Origin of the sequence: Sphingomonas sp. Leaf4 (genome assembly GCF_920939515.1) — a bacterium.
In the GTDB taxonomy this organism is placed as follows: domain Bacteria; phylum Pseudomonadota; class Alphaproteobacteria; order Sphingomonadales; family Sphingomonadaceae; genus Sphingomonas.
This window is the reverse complement of record NZ_CAKLBB010000003.1, coordinates 34,150-49,666: the sequence shown is the minus strand read 5'-3', so window position 1 is coordinate 49,666 and position 15,517 is coordinate 34,150. Positions and strand designations below refer to the sequence as shown.

The following is a 15,517-nucleotide window of genomic DNA, read 5'->3' as shown; positions in this document are numbered from 1 at the left end:
GCCGGAACGGGGGGTGTAGGACAGAGGCGGCTGGCGGTTGATCCATCTTGCCCGACAACGTCGCTCCGGCGCAGACAGGGGCCTCCAGCGGTTTCTATCGCGCGCCAATTGTCGGAGATCCCAGCTTTCGCCGGGATGACGCGCGGGTCGATAGGGATGGATCGGCTGCTCGAGGCTCTCTCGTCACCCCGGACCCGTTCCGGGGTCCACGGCGCGGCGATCGGTGCGATTGAGCCTCGATCGACAGCATTCGCGGAGCAGTGGACCCCGGAACGGGTCCGGGGTGACGTCGGGGGTGGGGCGAGCGACCGCCCCCCTCAATAAATCCCGTCGATCTCCAGCGTCAGGCGCGGGGCGGGCGGGTTGAGCAGCAGGCTGCGCTTTTCGCCCTGCAGCACTTCCTCGCCGCGCAGGCGGTCGTAGCGTGCCCTTGCCGCTGCCGAGGCGTCGGCACCGTCGCGCAGGATGGTGGGTTTGAGGAACACGAACAACGTGCGCTTCTCGCGGATTTCGCTGCGGCCCTTGAACAGTTCGCCGAGGATCGGGATGCTGCCGAGCACCGGCACCTGGCTGCGCACGCGGTTGTAATCGTCGCTGGTCAGGCCGCCCAGCACGATCGTCTGGCCGTTGTCGGCGAGGACCGTCGTGGTGGTCGAGCGCTTCTGGGTGATGAGGTCGGCGGCGGTGCTGAGCTGCGTCGCCGACAAGGCCGAGGCTTCCTGACTGACTTCCAGCCGGATCGTGTCGCCGGCGTTGATGCGCGGAATGACGCGCAGCGTGATGCCGACGTCCTTGCGCTCGATGGTGGTGTACGGATTGGCGGTGCCGTTGCCGGTCAGGATGGAGCCCGTCACGAACGGCACTTCCTGCGCCACCACCAGTTCGCCCAGCTTGTTGTCGAGCGTGGTGATCTGCGGGGTCGAAAGCAGGTTCGCCTTGGTCGAGGTGCTGAGCGCCTGCACCAGAACCGAGAAGTCGTTGCCGATCGACACATTGCCGGTCAGCCCGCCGGTCAGCAGTCCGGCGGCGGGCACGCCCAGCAGGCTCAGGATCTGGCCAAGCGACGCGCCGGCGTTGCCGAACGAGGTGCCGACGCCGCTCACCTGATTGAGCGCCGCGCCGGCGGTGCCGATCTGCACCGCGAGCTGTTCGGCGTCGCGGCCCGAGATCTCGACGATCGCGGCCTCGATCAGCACCTGCGGACGGCGCACGTCGAGGTCCGGGATCAGCCGTTCGATCTGGGCGATGGCGGTGGGGGTGCCGCGCACGACGACCGCGTTGATGTCGGGCGCGGGCTGGACGGTGATGTCGGGGGTGGTGAAGCCCTGCGCCGTCTGGGTCGGCTGGTTCTGGCCGATCTGGGCGGTGCCGCCGGACAGCGTGCCGCCGCCGTTCGCCGCCGCTGCCAGCCCGGCGGCGCTCGCCCCGCCGTTGGCGATCAGGCCGGACAGCGCCGCACCGGCATTGTTGCGTTGCGACATGGTCGACAGGCTGCGCGCGACCGGGTTGGAGGCGGATTGCTGCTGGCCGAGGATACCGCGCAGCACTTCGGTCACGCTTTCCGAATCGGCATAGTTCAGCCGGAACACGCGGGTCGCCATGCTGGCACTGCCGCCGCGGGCGTCGAGCGACTGGGCGATGCGGCGTGCCTCGGCGACGGCGGCCGGCGTGCCGCGCACGAGGATGGTGTTGCTGCGCGCATCGCCCGCGACCCGTGCGCCGCCTTCGCCCAGCACGCCCTGCATCGTCGTCGCGATGTCGGCGGCGTTGCCGTTCTGGAGCGTGATGGTGGTGAAGGTCGATCCGCCGCCGCCGTCCAAGGAGCGGGCCAGCGCCTCGATCCGGCGAACGTTGTCGGCATAGTCGGTGACGACGATCGCATTGGGCTGGGTCAGCGGTTCGACGCTGCCGAAGCTGGCGACGAGCGGACGGACGATCCGCGCCGCATCGGCCGAGGGGACGTTGGACAGGCGCACCATCCGCGTCGTCAGTTCCTGCCCGCTGACGCCGCGCGCACGCACCCCGCCGTCGCGCACCGCGTTCGCCTGCGGAATGATCCGCCATGCCGCGCCCGATCGCACGGCGGCGAAGCCGTTGGCGCGCAGCACCGACTGGAACAGCTCCCACACGCCCGCCGGGCTGAGCGGTTCGGCCGACGTCACCGTCACCTGCCCCTTGACCGTCGGGTCGAGGATCAGCGTGCGGCCGGTGATGCGGCTGATCTGGTCGGCGACGTCGGCGATCTCGACGCCGCGCATGTTGACGACGATGTCGGCGGCCTGCGGCGCTTGCGCGAGGGCAGGCGACAGGCTGGTCGCGGCGAGGGTGAGGATGGCGATACGGAGCGGGTGACGCACGGGAATAGCCTTAGCGAAGGGGAACGGTGACGGTGATCGGTTTGCCGTCGCGCAGGATGGTGACTTGGGCCTGCCCCGACGTACCGGCGCTGGCGATGGCGGCGTTGACCGCCGACTGGTCGGTCATGGCCGCGCCATTGACCGATTGGACGACATCGCCGCTACGCATGCCGGGCGGGGCGTTGGCCCCGATGGCATAGCCGCCGGCGACCGGGGTGGCGTTGAGCCGCGAGAGGACCGCCTGCGCGGTAGGTGCAGGGGGTGCGACGGGGGATCCGGGCGCGGGTTGTGCCGGTGCCGCGCCGGGTGCCGGTGTCGCCTGTCCGAACGGATCGGGAAAGGCCAGAAATTCGAGCCGGCCGGCGTTGTTCAGGATGATGCGGTCGCGCCGGATTTCGGTGATCGCCGCCCCGGCGACGGCGTCGCCGACGCGGTACGGCTTGGGTGGTTCGGCGCCGATCGCGACGAACGCGACCGACAGTTCGACGGGGCGGGCGGACACCACGCCCTTCAACACCGCCTGGATCGAGGTGGCGGCGGTAGCGTCGGCGGCGGTCGGGCTGCCGAACGGGTTCCACGCGATGGCCGGGCCGGTGTCGACCACGACCGCGCGGGCGCGGGCGTCGGACGGCAGGGTGATCGCGCCGCTGTCGGCGTGCCCCGCGATCCGCCAGACGAGCCCGGCTAAGGCGATCGCGACCGAGACGATGGCGACTCCGGCGAGGATGTCGAGCGCGCGGGTCGTGTCGCGCAGGCGGAGGCGTTCGATCACGATCATGCGCCGTCCCCGCGCAGGAAGCCGTCGAGCCGGGCGAGCGGGGCGCTTTCCCCGGCGGCCGCGACGGTGATCGTCACCCGGTCGAGGTCGGGATCGGCGGTGGCCACGCGGCTCACCGCGACGTTCCAGTTGCGCCCGAGCATGTCCACCTGTTCGCCATTCGCCTCGGGCGTCCCTACTTCCAAATCGGCGAGCCGGTTTTCGGCCACCCACATCGCGATCGCACGCCGTTCGACGCCGCGGGTCGAATCGATATGCTGCTCGACCGCGCCGATCAGCCCTACCGTGGCGATCGCCAGTACCGCCAGCGCGACCATCGCCTCGATCAAAGAAAAGCCGGACTGGTCATCATTCCGCCCCTCCCTGACAAGGGAGGGGTTGGGGGTGGGTAGGCTTGGGGCGGGTGCCGGCGCTCCCTCGCGGGCCGACCCACCCCCGGCCCCTCCCTTGTCAGGGAGGGGAGTGAGGCGACCAGTCGTCACGACGCCACCTTCACCGCATGCGCGGTGATGCCGTCATAGTCGACCTGCCATGTCTGGTCGCCGCCGGTAATCGTCGCCGACAGCGGCTGGCCGGTGCCGTCGACGCCGAGGATCACCGGCGGGGCGACCGACAGCGTCATCGCCATGCCGCCGGGCAGTTTGTGGAACGCCAGCGCATCGTCGGTGCGTGGGGTCAGGCCCTTTGCCCCCATCTGCGCGAAGCCATAGCCGTGCGGTTCGATGGTGAAGGCGATCAACTGGTCGCCGAGCATCGCGTCGTCGGCCGCCGCCTGCAACCGCGTCGCCAGCCGCCGCGCCTCCGCCTCGACGTTGGGCGCGCGGGTGGCCGAGCCGATGCCGAGGCTGACCGCGCCCGCCGCCACGCCGATGATCGCGAGGACGATCAGCATTTCGATGAGCGTCATGCCGCTCTGGGCGTGCTCCCTCGTCACTCCCGCACAGGCGGGAGTCCATTGCCGCTGACGGTCGCGATTCATGCGCGACGCCGGCGTGTATGGATTCCCGCCTGCGCGGGAATGACGACCATGGGGTACGAGGCGATGGGCGTCGCTCAGCGCGTTGTCCCGTCAATATCGGCGTCTAGGTCGGTGCCGCCGGGCTTGCCGTCCTTGCCGAGCGATTTGATCGCGAAGCGTCCGCCGGTCGATTCATAGACATACGGGTTGCCCCATGGGTCCTGCGGCATCTGCGACAGATAGCCGTCGGGCGGATAGGCACCGGGGACCGGCGGCTGCGAAGGCTTTTCGACCAGCGCCTTCAGCCCCTGCGTCGTCGTCGGGTAATCGCCGTTGTCGAGCCGGTACATTTTCAGCGCGGCGGAGATCGACTTGATGTCGGTGCCCGCCGTCGTCACCCGCGCCTGATCGGGGCGGTTGATGACGTTGGGGACGATCAGGGCGGCGACCAGCGCGATGATCGCCAGCACGACGATCATCTCGACCAGCGTCAGGCCAGCCTCACAGTCAGGGACAGAAACCTTGCGGGCGGCGGGGTTCGCGGCCAAGGTGTCACGAAACTTTCGGAATATGATGCGCATCCACGCCCCAATGCGTCCCCACGATGAAGCCATTGTGACAATCGAACCCGCCCCCGCCGGTCCGGCCGCCGGCGTGTGGGCGATCGCCGGCGGCCACGCCATAGTAGTCGATGCCGCCGGACCCGCAACCTTGCTCGTGCCGAGCGAGTCGGTGTTGCTGCTCGGCGTCGACCTGCCGCTGCCCAGTCGGGCGAAGCGGCTGGCGGCGCTGCCCTTCGCGATCGAGGACCGCATCGCCGATCCGATCGACGCCGTGCATCTGGTGCTGGGCGGGGCGATCGGCGACAAGCGCTATCTGGTCGCGGTGGTGCGCCACGCGGTGATGGCCGAATGGATCGCCATCGCCGAAGCCGCCGGGATCGGCGGGGCGGCGTTCGTGCCCGACGCGCTGGTGCTGCCGGCCCCGGTCGAGGGGTGGAGCGTCGATCTGCGCGACGGCCGTGCGCTGGTGCGGGTGGCCGATGGCACCGCCTTCGCCATGGGGCAGGCGATGCTGGTCGCGGCGTGGAGCGCTGCGGGCAAGCCGGCGGTGCAGGCGAGCGGCGATCCGCTGCCGGAAGCGATGGCGGGGCAGGGCAGCGCCTTTCCCGCCGCCGCGCTGCCCGAACGGGTCGCGGCCGCGCCGATCGATCTGCGGCAGGGCATCTATGCCCGGCGGCGTGGGCCGTTGCCCAGCACCGCGCGCAAGGTGGCGATGATCCTTGGGCTCGCCGCGCTGGCGCATGGCGTGATCGGTATCGCCGATACGCTGATGCTCCAGCGGATCGCCGAACGGCGGCAGGCGGCGCTCCAGCAACTGGTTGTGACGACCGCGCCCAATGTGCCGACTGGCGGCGACGATTTCGCGACGCGGGTCGCCGACCTGTTGCCGCGCGCCAATGGCACCAACCGCTTCGTGCCGCTGCTGTCGCGGGTGGGTGGCGCGCTGACGCCGATCGGCGCGACGCTGATCGTGCGGGGCATGACGTTCGAGGGGAATGCGCTGACCATCGAGTGCGAATCGCCCGAGACCGGCATGGCCGACCGGGTCCGCGCCGCGTTGTCGGCCGCCGGTATCGCCGCGCAGGTCGCGAACGGCCCCGGCGGGGCCTTGCGCATCGTGGCGAGGGGGGCATGATCGTGGTGCGACGCAATGCCCGGATCGAGGCGGCGCTGGCGCGGTTCGACGGCTGGTGGCAGGGACTAACCGGCCGTGAGCGGGTGCTGGTCGGCACGTTGGCGGTGCTGATCGCCGGCACGGTGCTGGTCTACGGCGTGGTGAAGCCGGTGCAGGCGGCGCGCGCGCAGGCCCGCGCCGACATCCGCCAGGCCGAGACGCTGATGGCGCGGGTCCGCGCCGCCGGGCGGCTGGAGAGCGCCCCGCAGACGGTCGCGGCGGGCACGCCGCAGACGATCATCACCAACGCCGCCGCCGCGCAGCAACTGCAACCGGCGATCGCGCTCGGGGCCACGGGGATCACCGCGACGCTGACCGACGCGCCCTATCCGGCGGTGGTGACGTGGCTGAGCGAGGTCGCGCGCACCAGCACGATCGGGATCGAACGGGTGGCGATGCAGCGCGGATCGGCATCGGGCCGGGTCAACGCCACCATCGGGTTCCGCCCATGACCGACACGTTGCTGCGCGCCGAACCGGTGCGGCTGCCCTATGGCTATGCGCGCAAGGGCGGCGTGCTGATCCGGCTGGGTGCGGCCGGCATGGAGTGCCTCCACCGCGCCGATGCGACGCTCGATGCGATGCTGGAGGTGCAGCGGGTGGCACCCGGCGTGCCGTTCGTCGCGGTCGCCGACGCGGCGTTCGATGCCGCATTGCAGGCAAGCTATGGCGGCAGCGCCACCACCGCCGCCGACATCGAACTGGCCGAAACCGATCTGGCGGCGCTGGCCGACAGCGCGGCGGCGGTCGACGACCTGCTCGACGCGCGCGACGATTCGCCGGTCATCCGCCTCATCAACGCGCTGCTCTTGGAAGCGATCAAGGAAGGCGCGTCCGACGTGCATGTCGAGACGCAGGAAAAGCGCCTCGTCGTGCGCTTCCGCATCGACGGCGTGCTGCGCGACATCGTCGAGCCGCCGCGCGCGCTCGCCCCCTTGCTGGTCAGCCGGATCAAGGTGATGGCCAAGCTGGACATCGCCGAGCGGCGCACGCCGCAGGATGGGCGCGTCACGCTGCGCATCGGCGGGCACGACGTCGATGCGCGCGTTTCGACCATGCCGACGCAGCATGGCGAGCGGGTGGTGCTGCGCCTGCTCGAACGCGGCGGCATGGCGCTCGACCTCGCCAGCCTCGGCATGTCCGAACGTGACGAGGCGGTGTTCGGCCGGCTGCTCGAACGCCCGCACGGGCTGTTGCTCGTGACCGGGCCGACCGGCTCGGGCAAGACGACGACGCTCTATACCGCGCTCACCCGGCTCAACGATCGCCGCCGCAACGTGATGACGGTCGAGGACCCGATCGAGTACGAATTGGCCGGGATCGCGCAGACGCAGGTCAATCCGCGCACCGACATGACCTTTGCACGCGGCCTGCGAGCGATCCTGCGGCAGGACCCCGACGTCATCATGGTCGGCGAGATCCGCGATCAGGAGACGGCGCAGACGGCGGTGCGATCGTCGATGACCGGGCATTTCGTGCTGTCGACGCTCCACACCAACACCGCGATCGGATCGGTCACGCGGCTGATCGACATGGGGGTCGAACGCTATCTGCTGGCGCCGATGCTGGTCGGGCTGGTCGCGCAGCGGCTGGTGCGGCGGCTGTGCCGCGAATGCGCGTGGCAGGACCGCGCGACCGAGGCGGACAGCGTGTTGCTGGGCGGGGCGATCAAGCCGGGCAAGAAGCTGTGGCGCAAGGGTGGCTGCGAGGCGTGCCATAACGAGGGCTATCGCGGGCGGGCCGGGCTGTATGAAGTCGTGGCGGTCGATGACCGGTTGCAGGCGATGATCCACAACGGCGTCGCCGAAGCCGAACTGGAACGCGCCGCGCGGCTGACCAACCCCGCGCTGCTCGACGACGGCGTCGCCAAGGTGAAGGCCGGCATCACCACCGTCGAGGAGGTCGCGCGCGTGGTGCGCGACGAGGCGTGACGATGGGGCATGTTCCGGCATTCCCGCGCAGGCGGGAGCCCATACACGCTGACGTCACGATTCCAGCCGATACGGTAGCGGTTATGGATTCCCGCCTTCGCGGGAATGACGAGAGGGCGAGCACGCGATGACCGCCTATGCCTATCGCGCGGCGTCGCGCAGCGGGGCGACCGTCAAGGGCGTGATCGAGGCGTCGAGCCCCGCCGCCGCCCGCGCGGCCTTGCGCGAACGCGGCGAATTGCCGCTGTCGGTCGAGGAAGCGGCGGAGAAGGGACCGAAGCTGGGCGGCGTCCAGTTGCCCCGGCTGTTCCGACGCGGCGTGTCGTCCAAGGCGCTGGCGACATTGACCCGGCAGATTTCGACGCTGGTCGGGTCGGACATTTCGATCGAGGAATCGCTGCGCATCGTCGCCGGACAGGCCGACAATGCGGCGGTCGAGGCGCTGCTGCTCGACGTGCGTGCCGCGATCCTCGACGGACGCAGTTTCGCACAAGGGCTGGCGCGGCACCCCAAGGCGTTCCCGGAATTCTATCGCGCGTCGGTGGCGGCGGGCGAACAGTCGGGGCGGTTGCCCGACGTGCTCAGTCACCTCGCCAATTTCGTCGAGACGCGGCAGGCCAATGGCCAGAAGATGCAGTTGGCGCTGATGTATCCGGCGCTGCTCGCCACCGTCAGCTTCGGCATGATGGTGCTGCTGATGGTCTATGTCGTGCCCGACATCGTCCGCGTGTTCGTGTCGCGCGGGGCGGAACTGCCGTTCCTGACGCGGGCGCTGATCGCGCTGTCGGCGTTCATCCAGAACTACGGGTTGTATGTCGCGATCGGCGCGCTGGTGCTGGTGCTGGTCGGTGCGCGCTGGTGGAAGGTGCCGGGCAACCGGCTGCGGCTCGACCGGCGGCTGGCGACGCGCGCGCCGTTCCGCCGGTTCAGCCGCCAGCACAACGCCGCGCGCTTCGCCGGGAGTCTCGCGACGCTGGTCGGCAGCGCGGTGCCGCTGGTCGAGGCGCTGCACGCCGCCGCCGCCGTCACCCCCAACCGCTTCGTGCGCGACAAGGCGCTGACCGTCGCCGCGCGGGTGCGCGAGGGACTGAGCTTGCGCGCGGCGATGGCGGAGGCGGAAATCTTTCCGTCGATGCTGGTCGCGATCGTCGCCTCGGGCGAGACGTCGGGGCGGCTGGCCCCCGCGCTCGACCGCGCGTCGGGCGAACTGGAGCGCGAGTTGGACGCGCTGGTCGCGACTTTGGTCGCGCTGGTCGAGCCGATGGTGCTGTTGCTGATGGGCGGGCTGGTGCTGATGATGGTGCTGGCGATCCTGCTGCCGATCATCAACCTCAACAATCTGGTGACGATCTGAGCGCCATCGATATTGGCGCGCGTCCGGTAAAGCTTCGTCATTCCCGCGCAGGCGGGATCCATAAACGCTGGCGTTTCGGTTCTATCGGTGAGGTCAGCGTGTATGGACTCCCGCCTGCGCGGGAGTGCGACGGGATCGATGGGTGCCGATTGTGGCACCACCTCCGTTCGCGTGACGCCGCGCGACATGCTACCGCCGCCTCACCGCTTTCACATCAAGGAATTGCCCGTGACCGATCTCGCCCGCATCGTCGCCGAGGTGACGGAGGAGATCACCGCCAACGCTGCCAAGATCGAAAAGGCCGCCGTGCCCGACCTCGACTATGGCCCGGACTGGTTCGCCATGGCGGTGGCGACCGCCGACGGTGCGGTGCATCACGGCGGCTATGCGCATATCCGCTTTCCGCTCCAGAGCATCGCCAAGGTCTTCGCGCTGGAACTGGCGTTCGAGGCGGTTGGCGACGGGGTGTTCGACCGGGTCGGGCGCGAGCCGTCGGGCGATCCGTTCAATTCGATCGTCGACCTCGAACGCAACAAGGGCGTGCCGCGCAATCCGTTCATCAACGCCGGCGCGCTGGTGGTGTGCGACATCCTTGCCGAACATCACGGCGGCGATCCCCGCACGGTCGTCGATTTCATCGGGCGCGAGGCGGGGGTGGCGCATGTCGTGCTGAACGACGACGTGCTGGCGACCGCGCGCGACAGCGGCGACCTGAACCGGGCGATGATGAGCTTCGCCAAACATCACGGCAATCTGCGCTGCGCCATTGATACGGTGATGGAAGGCTATGCCCATCAATGCGCGATCGAACTCGACTGCCGCGCGCTGGCGAAGGCCGGGCTGTTCCTCAGCCGCACCGCGCGGACCGGCGACGAGGGCGACGACGCGCGCGCCAAGCGGATGCGGCGCGTGCTGTCGCTGATGATGACCAGCGGGCAATATGACGGATCGGGCGACTTCGCCTATCGCGTCGGCCTGCCCGCCAAGAGCGGGGTGGGCGGCGGCATCCTCGCCATCGTGCCGCAGGTCGCGTCGATCGCCGTGTGGTCGAACAACCTCGACCGGCACGGCAATTCGATCCTCGGCGTCCGCGCGCTGGAACTGCTGGCGGACAAGGCCGACTGGTCGGTGTTCGGATAGGCGGCGTTACTGCCCCGCCGCGCCCGGCCCCAACAGGTCGAGCACCGCCGCGGTCATCGCGATCGTGCCGGTGACGATCGCCGGTTCGGCCGCGACCTTGAACAGCGGCGAATGGTGCGAGGGCACCGCCGGCCCGCCGTTCTGCGCCGCCACGATGTCGCGGGCCGGCGTGCCGCCGACCGCGAAATAATAGCCCTTCACGCGCATGTCGGGCTGGACATAGGCGGCGAAATCCTCCGCGCCCATGCCGGTCTGTTCGAACGGCACGACATTACCCGCGCCCAGCGTCGTCGCCATCACCGCGTTCAACCGCCGGGCGAGCGGGGCGTCGTTGATCGTCGTCGGCGTACCCTCGATCACCTTCACCACCGGCATCTTGTCGGCGGGCATGCCGTTCAGCGTGCCGATGCCGGCCGCCACGCGGCGGATGCCGTCGAGCAACTGCTTGCGCGTCGCCTCGTCGTTGGCGCGCACCGTCACCTGCAATTTCGCCTCGTCGCTGATGATGTTGTGCTTCAGGCCCGAATGGAACGAGCCGACGGTGATGACGCCGGGTTCGAGCGGCTGACGTTCGCGGCTGATGAGGCCCTGCAATGCGATCACCAGTTGCGACGCCATGTACACCGGGTCCTTGCCGGCATGCGGGCTGGCGCCGTGCGCGCCGATGCCGGGGACGGTGATGTCGACCGAATCGGACGACGAATACTGGATGCCCTCCGATGCCGAGACCTTCCCGGTCGGCAGGCCGGCGGCGACGTGGAACGCCAGCGCATAATCGGGCCTGGAGAAGCGCGAGTAGAGGCCGTCGGCGAGCATCGCCTTCGCGCCGCCGACGCGCTCTTCGGCGGGCTGGACGATGAACACCACCGTGCCCTTCCACCGGTCCTTCAGCGCGGCCAGCCGGCGGGCGGTGCCGACCAGCGAGGTGATGTGCGTGTCGTGGCCGCAGGCGTGCATCACCGGCGCCTCGACCCCGTCGACGCCGACCTGCCGCGCCTTGCTGGCGTTGGGCAGGCCCGATTTCTCCTCGACCGGCAGGCCGTCCATGTCGGCGCGGACCAGCACGGTCGGGCCGGCACCGTTCCTCAAGACGCCGACGACGCCGGTGCCGCCGACACCGGGCGTCACCACCATGCCGGGGACGGCACGCAGCTCGGTCGCCATGCGCTCGGCGGTCTTGACCTCCTTGAACGACAGTTCGGGGTTGCGGTGGAACCAGTCCCACATGCTGCCCAGCGACGTCTTGTAATCGGCGTGCACCGCCGGTGCCCAGTCGGGTTCAGCCATCGCTGGGCTGGCGGCGAGCAGGCAGGCGGCGGTGGCGATGAGCTTGCGCATGATGTGGGTCCCCTTATGGCGTGCAGGCTATCGGCTTTGGGGCGTGTGTCGAGGGGGTTTGGTTCACGCGAAGGCGCGGAGGGCGCGAAGAAGGAGGTTGGGTTCACGCGGAGGCGCGGAGACGCGGAGGAGGTTGCATGCGCGGAACGGCGGCGCGCCTCGGAACCGGTGGAAGGTCTTCCGCCGGATAACGTCATGCCAGCGCAGGCTGGCATCTCCCGCGGCGAGGCGCGCGCTCTACGACCGGGAGACCCCAGCCTGCGCTGGGGTGACGATGATGGTGGGGCGGATGCTTGCCGATCGCGCAACCCCTCCGCGTCTCCGCGCCTCCGCGTGAACCCAACCTCCTTCTTCGCGCCCTTTGCGCCTTCGCGTGAAACACACTCCCGACACCGAGGCAGATGTTGCCGTCCCGTTCCGCGCCACCCATATTCCGGCGCATGGCGATCACGATCCGCACCGACCTGTCCGAGCCCGAAACCGGACAGACCTTCATCCCCCACCGGCCCAGCCGGCCGGTCAAGGTCGACGCCGGCAAGCGCTTCGTCATCAAGTCCGACTACGAACCCGCCGGCGACCAGCCGACCGCGATCCGCGAATTGGTCGCGGCGGCGCGGGCGGGGGAGCGCGATCAGGTGCTGCTGGGCGTCACCGGTTCGGGCAAGACCTTCACCATGGCCAAGACGATCGAGGAATTGCAACGCCCCGCGCTGATCCTCGCGCCGAACAAGATCCTCGCCGCGCAGCTCTATGGCGAGATGAAGTCGTTCTTTCCCGACAATGCCGTCGAATATTTCGTCAGCTATTACGACTATTACCAGCCCGAAGCCTATGTCGCGCGGTCGGACACCTATATCGAAAAGGAAAGCTCGACCAACGAGGCGATCGACCGGATGCGCCATTCCGCCACCCGGTCGCTGCTCGAACGCGACGACGTCATCATCGTCGCGTCGGTGTCGTGCCTGTACGGCATCGGATCGGTCGAAACCTATTCGGCGATGATCTTCGACCTGAAGAAAGGTGACGTGGTCGACCAGCGCGAGATCGTGCGCAAGCTGGTCGCGCTGCAATACAAGCGCAACGACGCCGCGTTCCAGCGCGGCAATTTCCGCGTGCGCGGCGACAGCCTCGAACTCTTCCCTTCGCATTATGACGATAGCGCGTGGCGGATCACCTTCTTCGGCGACGACATCGAGGAGATTACCGAATTCGATCCGCTGACCGGCAAGAAGGTCGCGAACCTCAATTCGATCCGGGTCTATGCCAATTCGCACTATGTGACGCCCGGCCCGACGCTGAAACAGGCGGGCGAGGCGATCAAGCACGAGCTGGCCGAGCGGCTCAAGGAACTGGTGATGGAGGGCAAGCTGCTGGAGGCGCAGCGGCTGGAGCAGCGCACCAACTTCGACCTCGAAATGATCGCCGCCACCGGATCATGCGCGGGGATCGAGAATTACAGCCGCTTCCTGACCGGCCGCCTGCCCGGCGAACCGCCGCCCACGCTGTTCGAATATCTGCCCGAAAGCGCGCTGCTGTTCGTCGATGAAAGCCACCAGACGATCGGCCAGATCAACGGCATGTCGCGCGGCGATCACCGGCGCAAGATCACGCTGGCCGAATATGGCTTCCGCCTGCCCTCGGCGATCGACAACCGGCCGTTGCGCTTCAACGAATGGGACGCGATGCGCCCGCAGACCGTCTGCGTCTCGGCCACGCCGGGCAGTTGGGAGATGGAGCAGACCGGCGGCGTGTTCAGCGAACAGGTCATCCGTCCGACCGGGCTGATCGATCCGCCGATCACGATCCGCCCGGTCGAGGAACAGGTCGACGATCTGATCCACGAGGCCAAGGAGACGGCGAAGAACGGTTATCGCACGCTCGTCACCACGCTGACCAAGCGCATGGCCGAGGATCTGACCGAGTTCATGCACGAGGCGGGCTTGAAGGTCCGCTACATGCACAGCGATGTCGAGACGCTGGAGCGGATCGAGCTGATCCGCGACCTGCGCATGGGCGTGTACGATGTGCTGGTCGGCATCAACCTGCTGCGCGAGGGATTGGACATTCCCGAGTGCGGGTTGGTCGCGATCCTTGATGCCGACAAGGAAGGGTTTTTGCGCAGCGAAACCTCGCTCATCCAGACGATCGGCCGCGCGGCGCGCAACGTCGACGGGCGGGTGATCCTCTATGCCGATCGCATGACCGGCAGCATGGAGCGCGCCATCGCCGAAACCGATCGCCGGCGTGAGAAGCAGCGCGAATATAACGAGGCGCACGGCATCACGCCCACGACGATCAAGCGCCAGATCGGCGACATCATCGCCGACGTCGCCTCGCGCGATCAGGTGACGGTGGAGATCGACGACGACGGCCCGCGCCACATGGTTGGCCACAATCTACGCAGCTATATCGAAAGCCTCGAAAAACAGATGCGCGAGGCGGCGGCGAACCTCGAATTCGAGACGGCGGGGCGGCTGCGCGACGAAATCCGCAGCCTCGAGAACGAGGAACTCGGCCTGCCCGCGTCCGAACACAAGGCGCCGATCATGGGCCGCTCGAACGAGGGCAAGCCCGGCACGCGCAAGACGCGCTATGGCAAGCAGAAGGCGATGCGCATGGCCGGCAGCGGCGGGCGGGGGCGGTAGGAACGGTCGGCGTTCGCCCGGAATGCCAGCGGCGTTGCTCCCCTCCCTGACAAGGGAGGGGCTGGGGGTGGGTCGGCCGGTTGTGGAAAGCGTACCTTCCCTCGCGGACCTACCCACCCCCAACCCCTCCCTTGTCAGGGAGGGGAGAAGCCGACGGTCGTCCAGCGTGACCACCAATCATCGTTACTTCCGACAACGCTGGACAATCGCCGCCCTCCGCGCCACCTTCCGCGCAAAACAACCGGAGGGGATTTCATGCGCCACACCATTGCCGCCACGCTTGCGCTGACGCTGGCCACCGCCGCCGCCGCCCAGCCCAAACCGCGCTATGCGCCGGCACCCGCCGCCGTGCCCGCGAAGGGTGCCGCGTTGAAGCTCGGCAAATGCATCAACCTGTCGAACATGCTGGAGGCACCGACCGAAACCGCATGGGGCCGCGCGTTCCGCGACGACGACATGACCCGGATCAAGGCGAAGGGCTTCACCGGGCTGCGGCTGCCGGTGCGTTTCTCGGCGCATGCCGCTGCGAAGCCGCCCTATGCGATCGATCCCGCCTTCCTGCAGCGGGTGCGGCATATCGTCGACCTTGCCACCGCCAACGGCATCGCGGTGATCGTCGACATGCACCATTATGAGGAACTGTTCACCGATCCCAAGGGGCAGGCGCCGCGCTTCGCCGCACTGTGGCGACAGGTCGCGCAGGAATTTCGGACCGCGCCCGACAGCGTCTATTTCGAGCTTATCAACGAACCGCACGACAAGCTGGGTGCCGACAATCTGTTGTCGGTGCTGACCCCGGCGTTGAAGGCGGTGCGCGAGAGCAATCCGACGCGGCCGGTGGTGATCGATGGTCCCGAATGGGCCGGGCTGGACGCGATGCTGACCTCGCCCTTCCCCGACGATCCCCATGTCGTGCCGACATTCCATTTCTATGACCCGCCGAACTTCGGGTTGGACAAGGCCGACTGGCTGACCCCAAAGGTCAAGGAAACCTATGGCGACAAACAGGATCTGGCGCAGCTCGACGCGGCGATCGCCAAGGTCGCGGCCTATGTGAAGCGCACCGGGCGCGTGCCGTTCGTCGGCGAATATGGCGCATGGGAAGGCCGGTCGGCGGACCAGCGCGCGCGCTATTATCCGATCGTCAGCACCGCATGGGCCTCGGCCGGCATCCAGAGCTGCGCATGGGGCTATACCAATACGTTCCAGCTTTATCGCGACGACACCGGCTGGCTGGACGCCGCGGTCGACCGGATCGCCAGCCCGATCATGCGCTGAAA

At 68.6% G+C, this 15,517-nt stretch carries 13 protein-coding genes; 7 read left to right on the top strand and 6 right to left on the bottom strand.

From position 1 onward, the window contains the following. Positions 1-317 precede the first annotated feature (317 nt). From gspD to gspG, 5 genes are all read right to left on the bottom strand, one after another. Complete coding sequence (gene gspD, locus LRA89_RS05055) at positions 318-2,357, bottom strand: type II secretion system secretin GspD (protein ID WP_230769271.1); 2,040 nt, start codon at positions 2,355-2,357, stop codon at positions 318-320. Between the two features lie 10 nt (positions 2,358-2,367). Further along, positions 2,368-3,129, bottom strand: coding sequence for a type II secretion system protein N (locus LRA89_RS05050; RefSeq protein WP_230769270.1), 762 nt, complete (start codon positions 3,127-3,129; stop codon positions 2,368-2,370). A gap of 2 nt (positions 3,130-3,131) precedes the next feature. Beyond that, positions 3,132-3,617, bottom strand: coding sequence for a type II secretion system minor pseudopilin GspI (gene gspI, locus LRA89_RS05045; protein ID WP_268934895.1), 486 nt, complete (start codon positions 3,615-3,617; stop codon positions 3,132-3,134). Next, on the bottom strand, positions 3,614-4,114 hold the full coding sequence (locus LRA89_RS05040) for a prepilin-type N-terminal cleavage/methylation domain-containing protein (RefSeq protein ID WP_230769268.1): 501 nt from the start codon (positions 4,112-4,114) through the stop codon (positions 3,614-3,616). Before LRA89_RS05040 ends, gspI begins: the two co-directional genes overlap by 4 nt. A 74-nt stretch (positions 4,115-4,188) precedes the next feature. After that, a complete protein-coding gene (gene gspG, locus LRA89_RS05035; protein ID WP_268934894.1) occupies positions 4,189-4,674 on the bottom strand; it encodes a type II secretion system major pseudopilin GspG in 486 nt (161 codons plus the stop codon). 34 nt (positions 4,675-4,708) lie between these two features. Here gspG and gspL point away from each other — a divergent pair, with 34 nt between their 5' ends. The 5 genes from gspL to glsA all read left to right on the top strand — a co-directional run bounded on the left by gspL (position 4,709) and on the right by glsA (position 10,254). Continuing rightward, positions 4,709-5,791 carry a type II secretion system protein GspL gene (gspL, locus tag LRA89_RS05030; RefSeq protein WP_230769267.1) on the top strand — a complete coding sequence of 361 codons (1,083 nt, stop codon included), beginning with the start codon at positions 4,709-4,711 and terminating at the stop codon, positions 5,789-5,791. Continuing rightward, complete coding sequence (gene gspM, locus LRA89_RS05025) at positions 5,788-6,282, top strand: type II secretion system protein GspM (protein ID WP_230769266.1); 495 nt, start codon at positions 5,788-5,790, stop codon at positions 6,280-6,282. The genes gspL and gspM overlap by 4 nt, the downstream gene beginning before the upstream one ends. Then, the gene (locus LRA89_RS05020; protein ID WP_055762850.1) at positions 6,279-7,760 is read left to right on the top strand and encodes a GspE/PulE family protein; all 1,482 of its coding nucleotides are present in this window, start codon (positions 6,279-6,281) and stop codon (positions 7,758-7,760) included. The genes gspM and LRA89_RS05020 overlap by 4 nt, the downstream gene beginning before the upstream one ends. 127 nt (positions 7,761-7,887) lie before the next feature. After that, positions 7,888-9,114, top strand: coding sequence for a type II secretion system F family protein (locus LRA89_RS05015; RefSeq protein ID WP_055762847.1), 1,227 nt, complete (start codon positions 7,888-7,890; stop codon positions 9,112-9,114). 228 nt (positions 9,115-9,342) lie between these two features. Next, complete coding sequence (gene glsA / locus LRA89_RS05010) at positions 9,343-10,254, top strand: glutaminase A (RefSeq protein WP_230769265.1); 912 nt, start codon at positions 9,343-9,345, stop codon at positions 10,252-10,254. Between the two features lie 6 nt (positions 10,255-10,260). Here the strand turns inward: glsA and LRA89_RS05005 are convergent, their stop codons facing one another. After that, positions 10,261-11,592 (bottom strand): amidohydrolase, encoded by a 1,332-nt coding sequence (locus tag LRA89_RS05005; protein ID WP_230769264.1) that lies wholly within the window; start codon positions 11,590-11,592, stop codon positions 10,261-10,263. Between the two features lie 440 nt (positions 11,593-12,032). On the opposite strand from LRA89_RS05005, the gene uvrB reads away from it, so the two are divergent. Both uvrB and LRA89_RS04995 read left to right on the top strand, forming a co-directional pair. After that, a complete protein-coding gene (gene uvrB, locus LRA89_RS05000; protein WP_230769263.1) occupies positions 12,033-14,237 on the top strand; it encodes an excinuclease ABC subunit UvrB in 2,205 nt (734 codons plus the stop codon). A gap of 255 nt (positions 14,238-14,492) precedes the next feature. Then, on the top strand, positions 14,493-15,515 hold the full coding sequence (locus tag LRA89_RS04995) for a glycoside hydrolase family 5 protein (protein ID WP_230769262.1): 1,023 nt from the start codon (positions 14,493-14,495) through the stop codon (positions 15,513-15,515). The last annotated feature ends 2 nt before the right edge of the window (positions 15,516-15,517 follow it).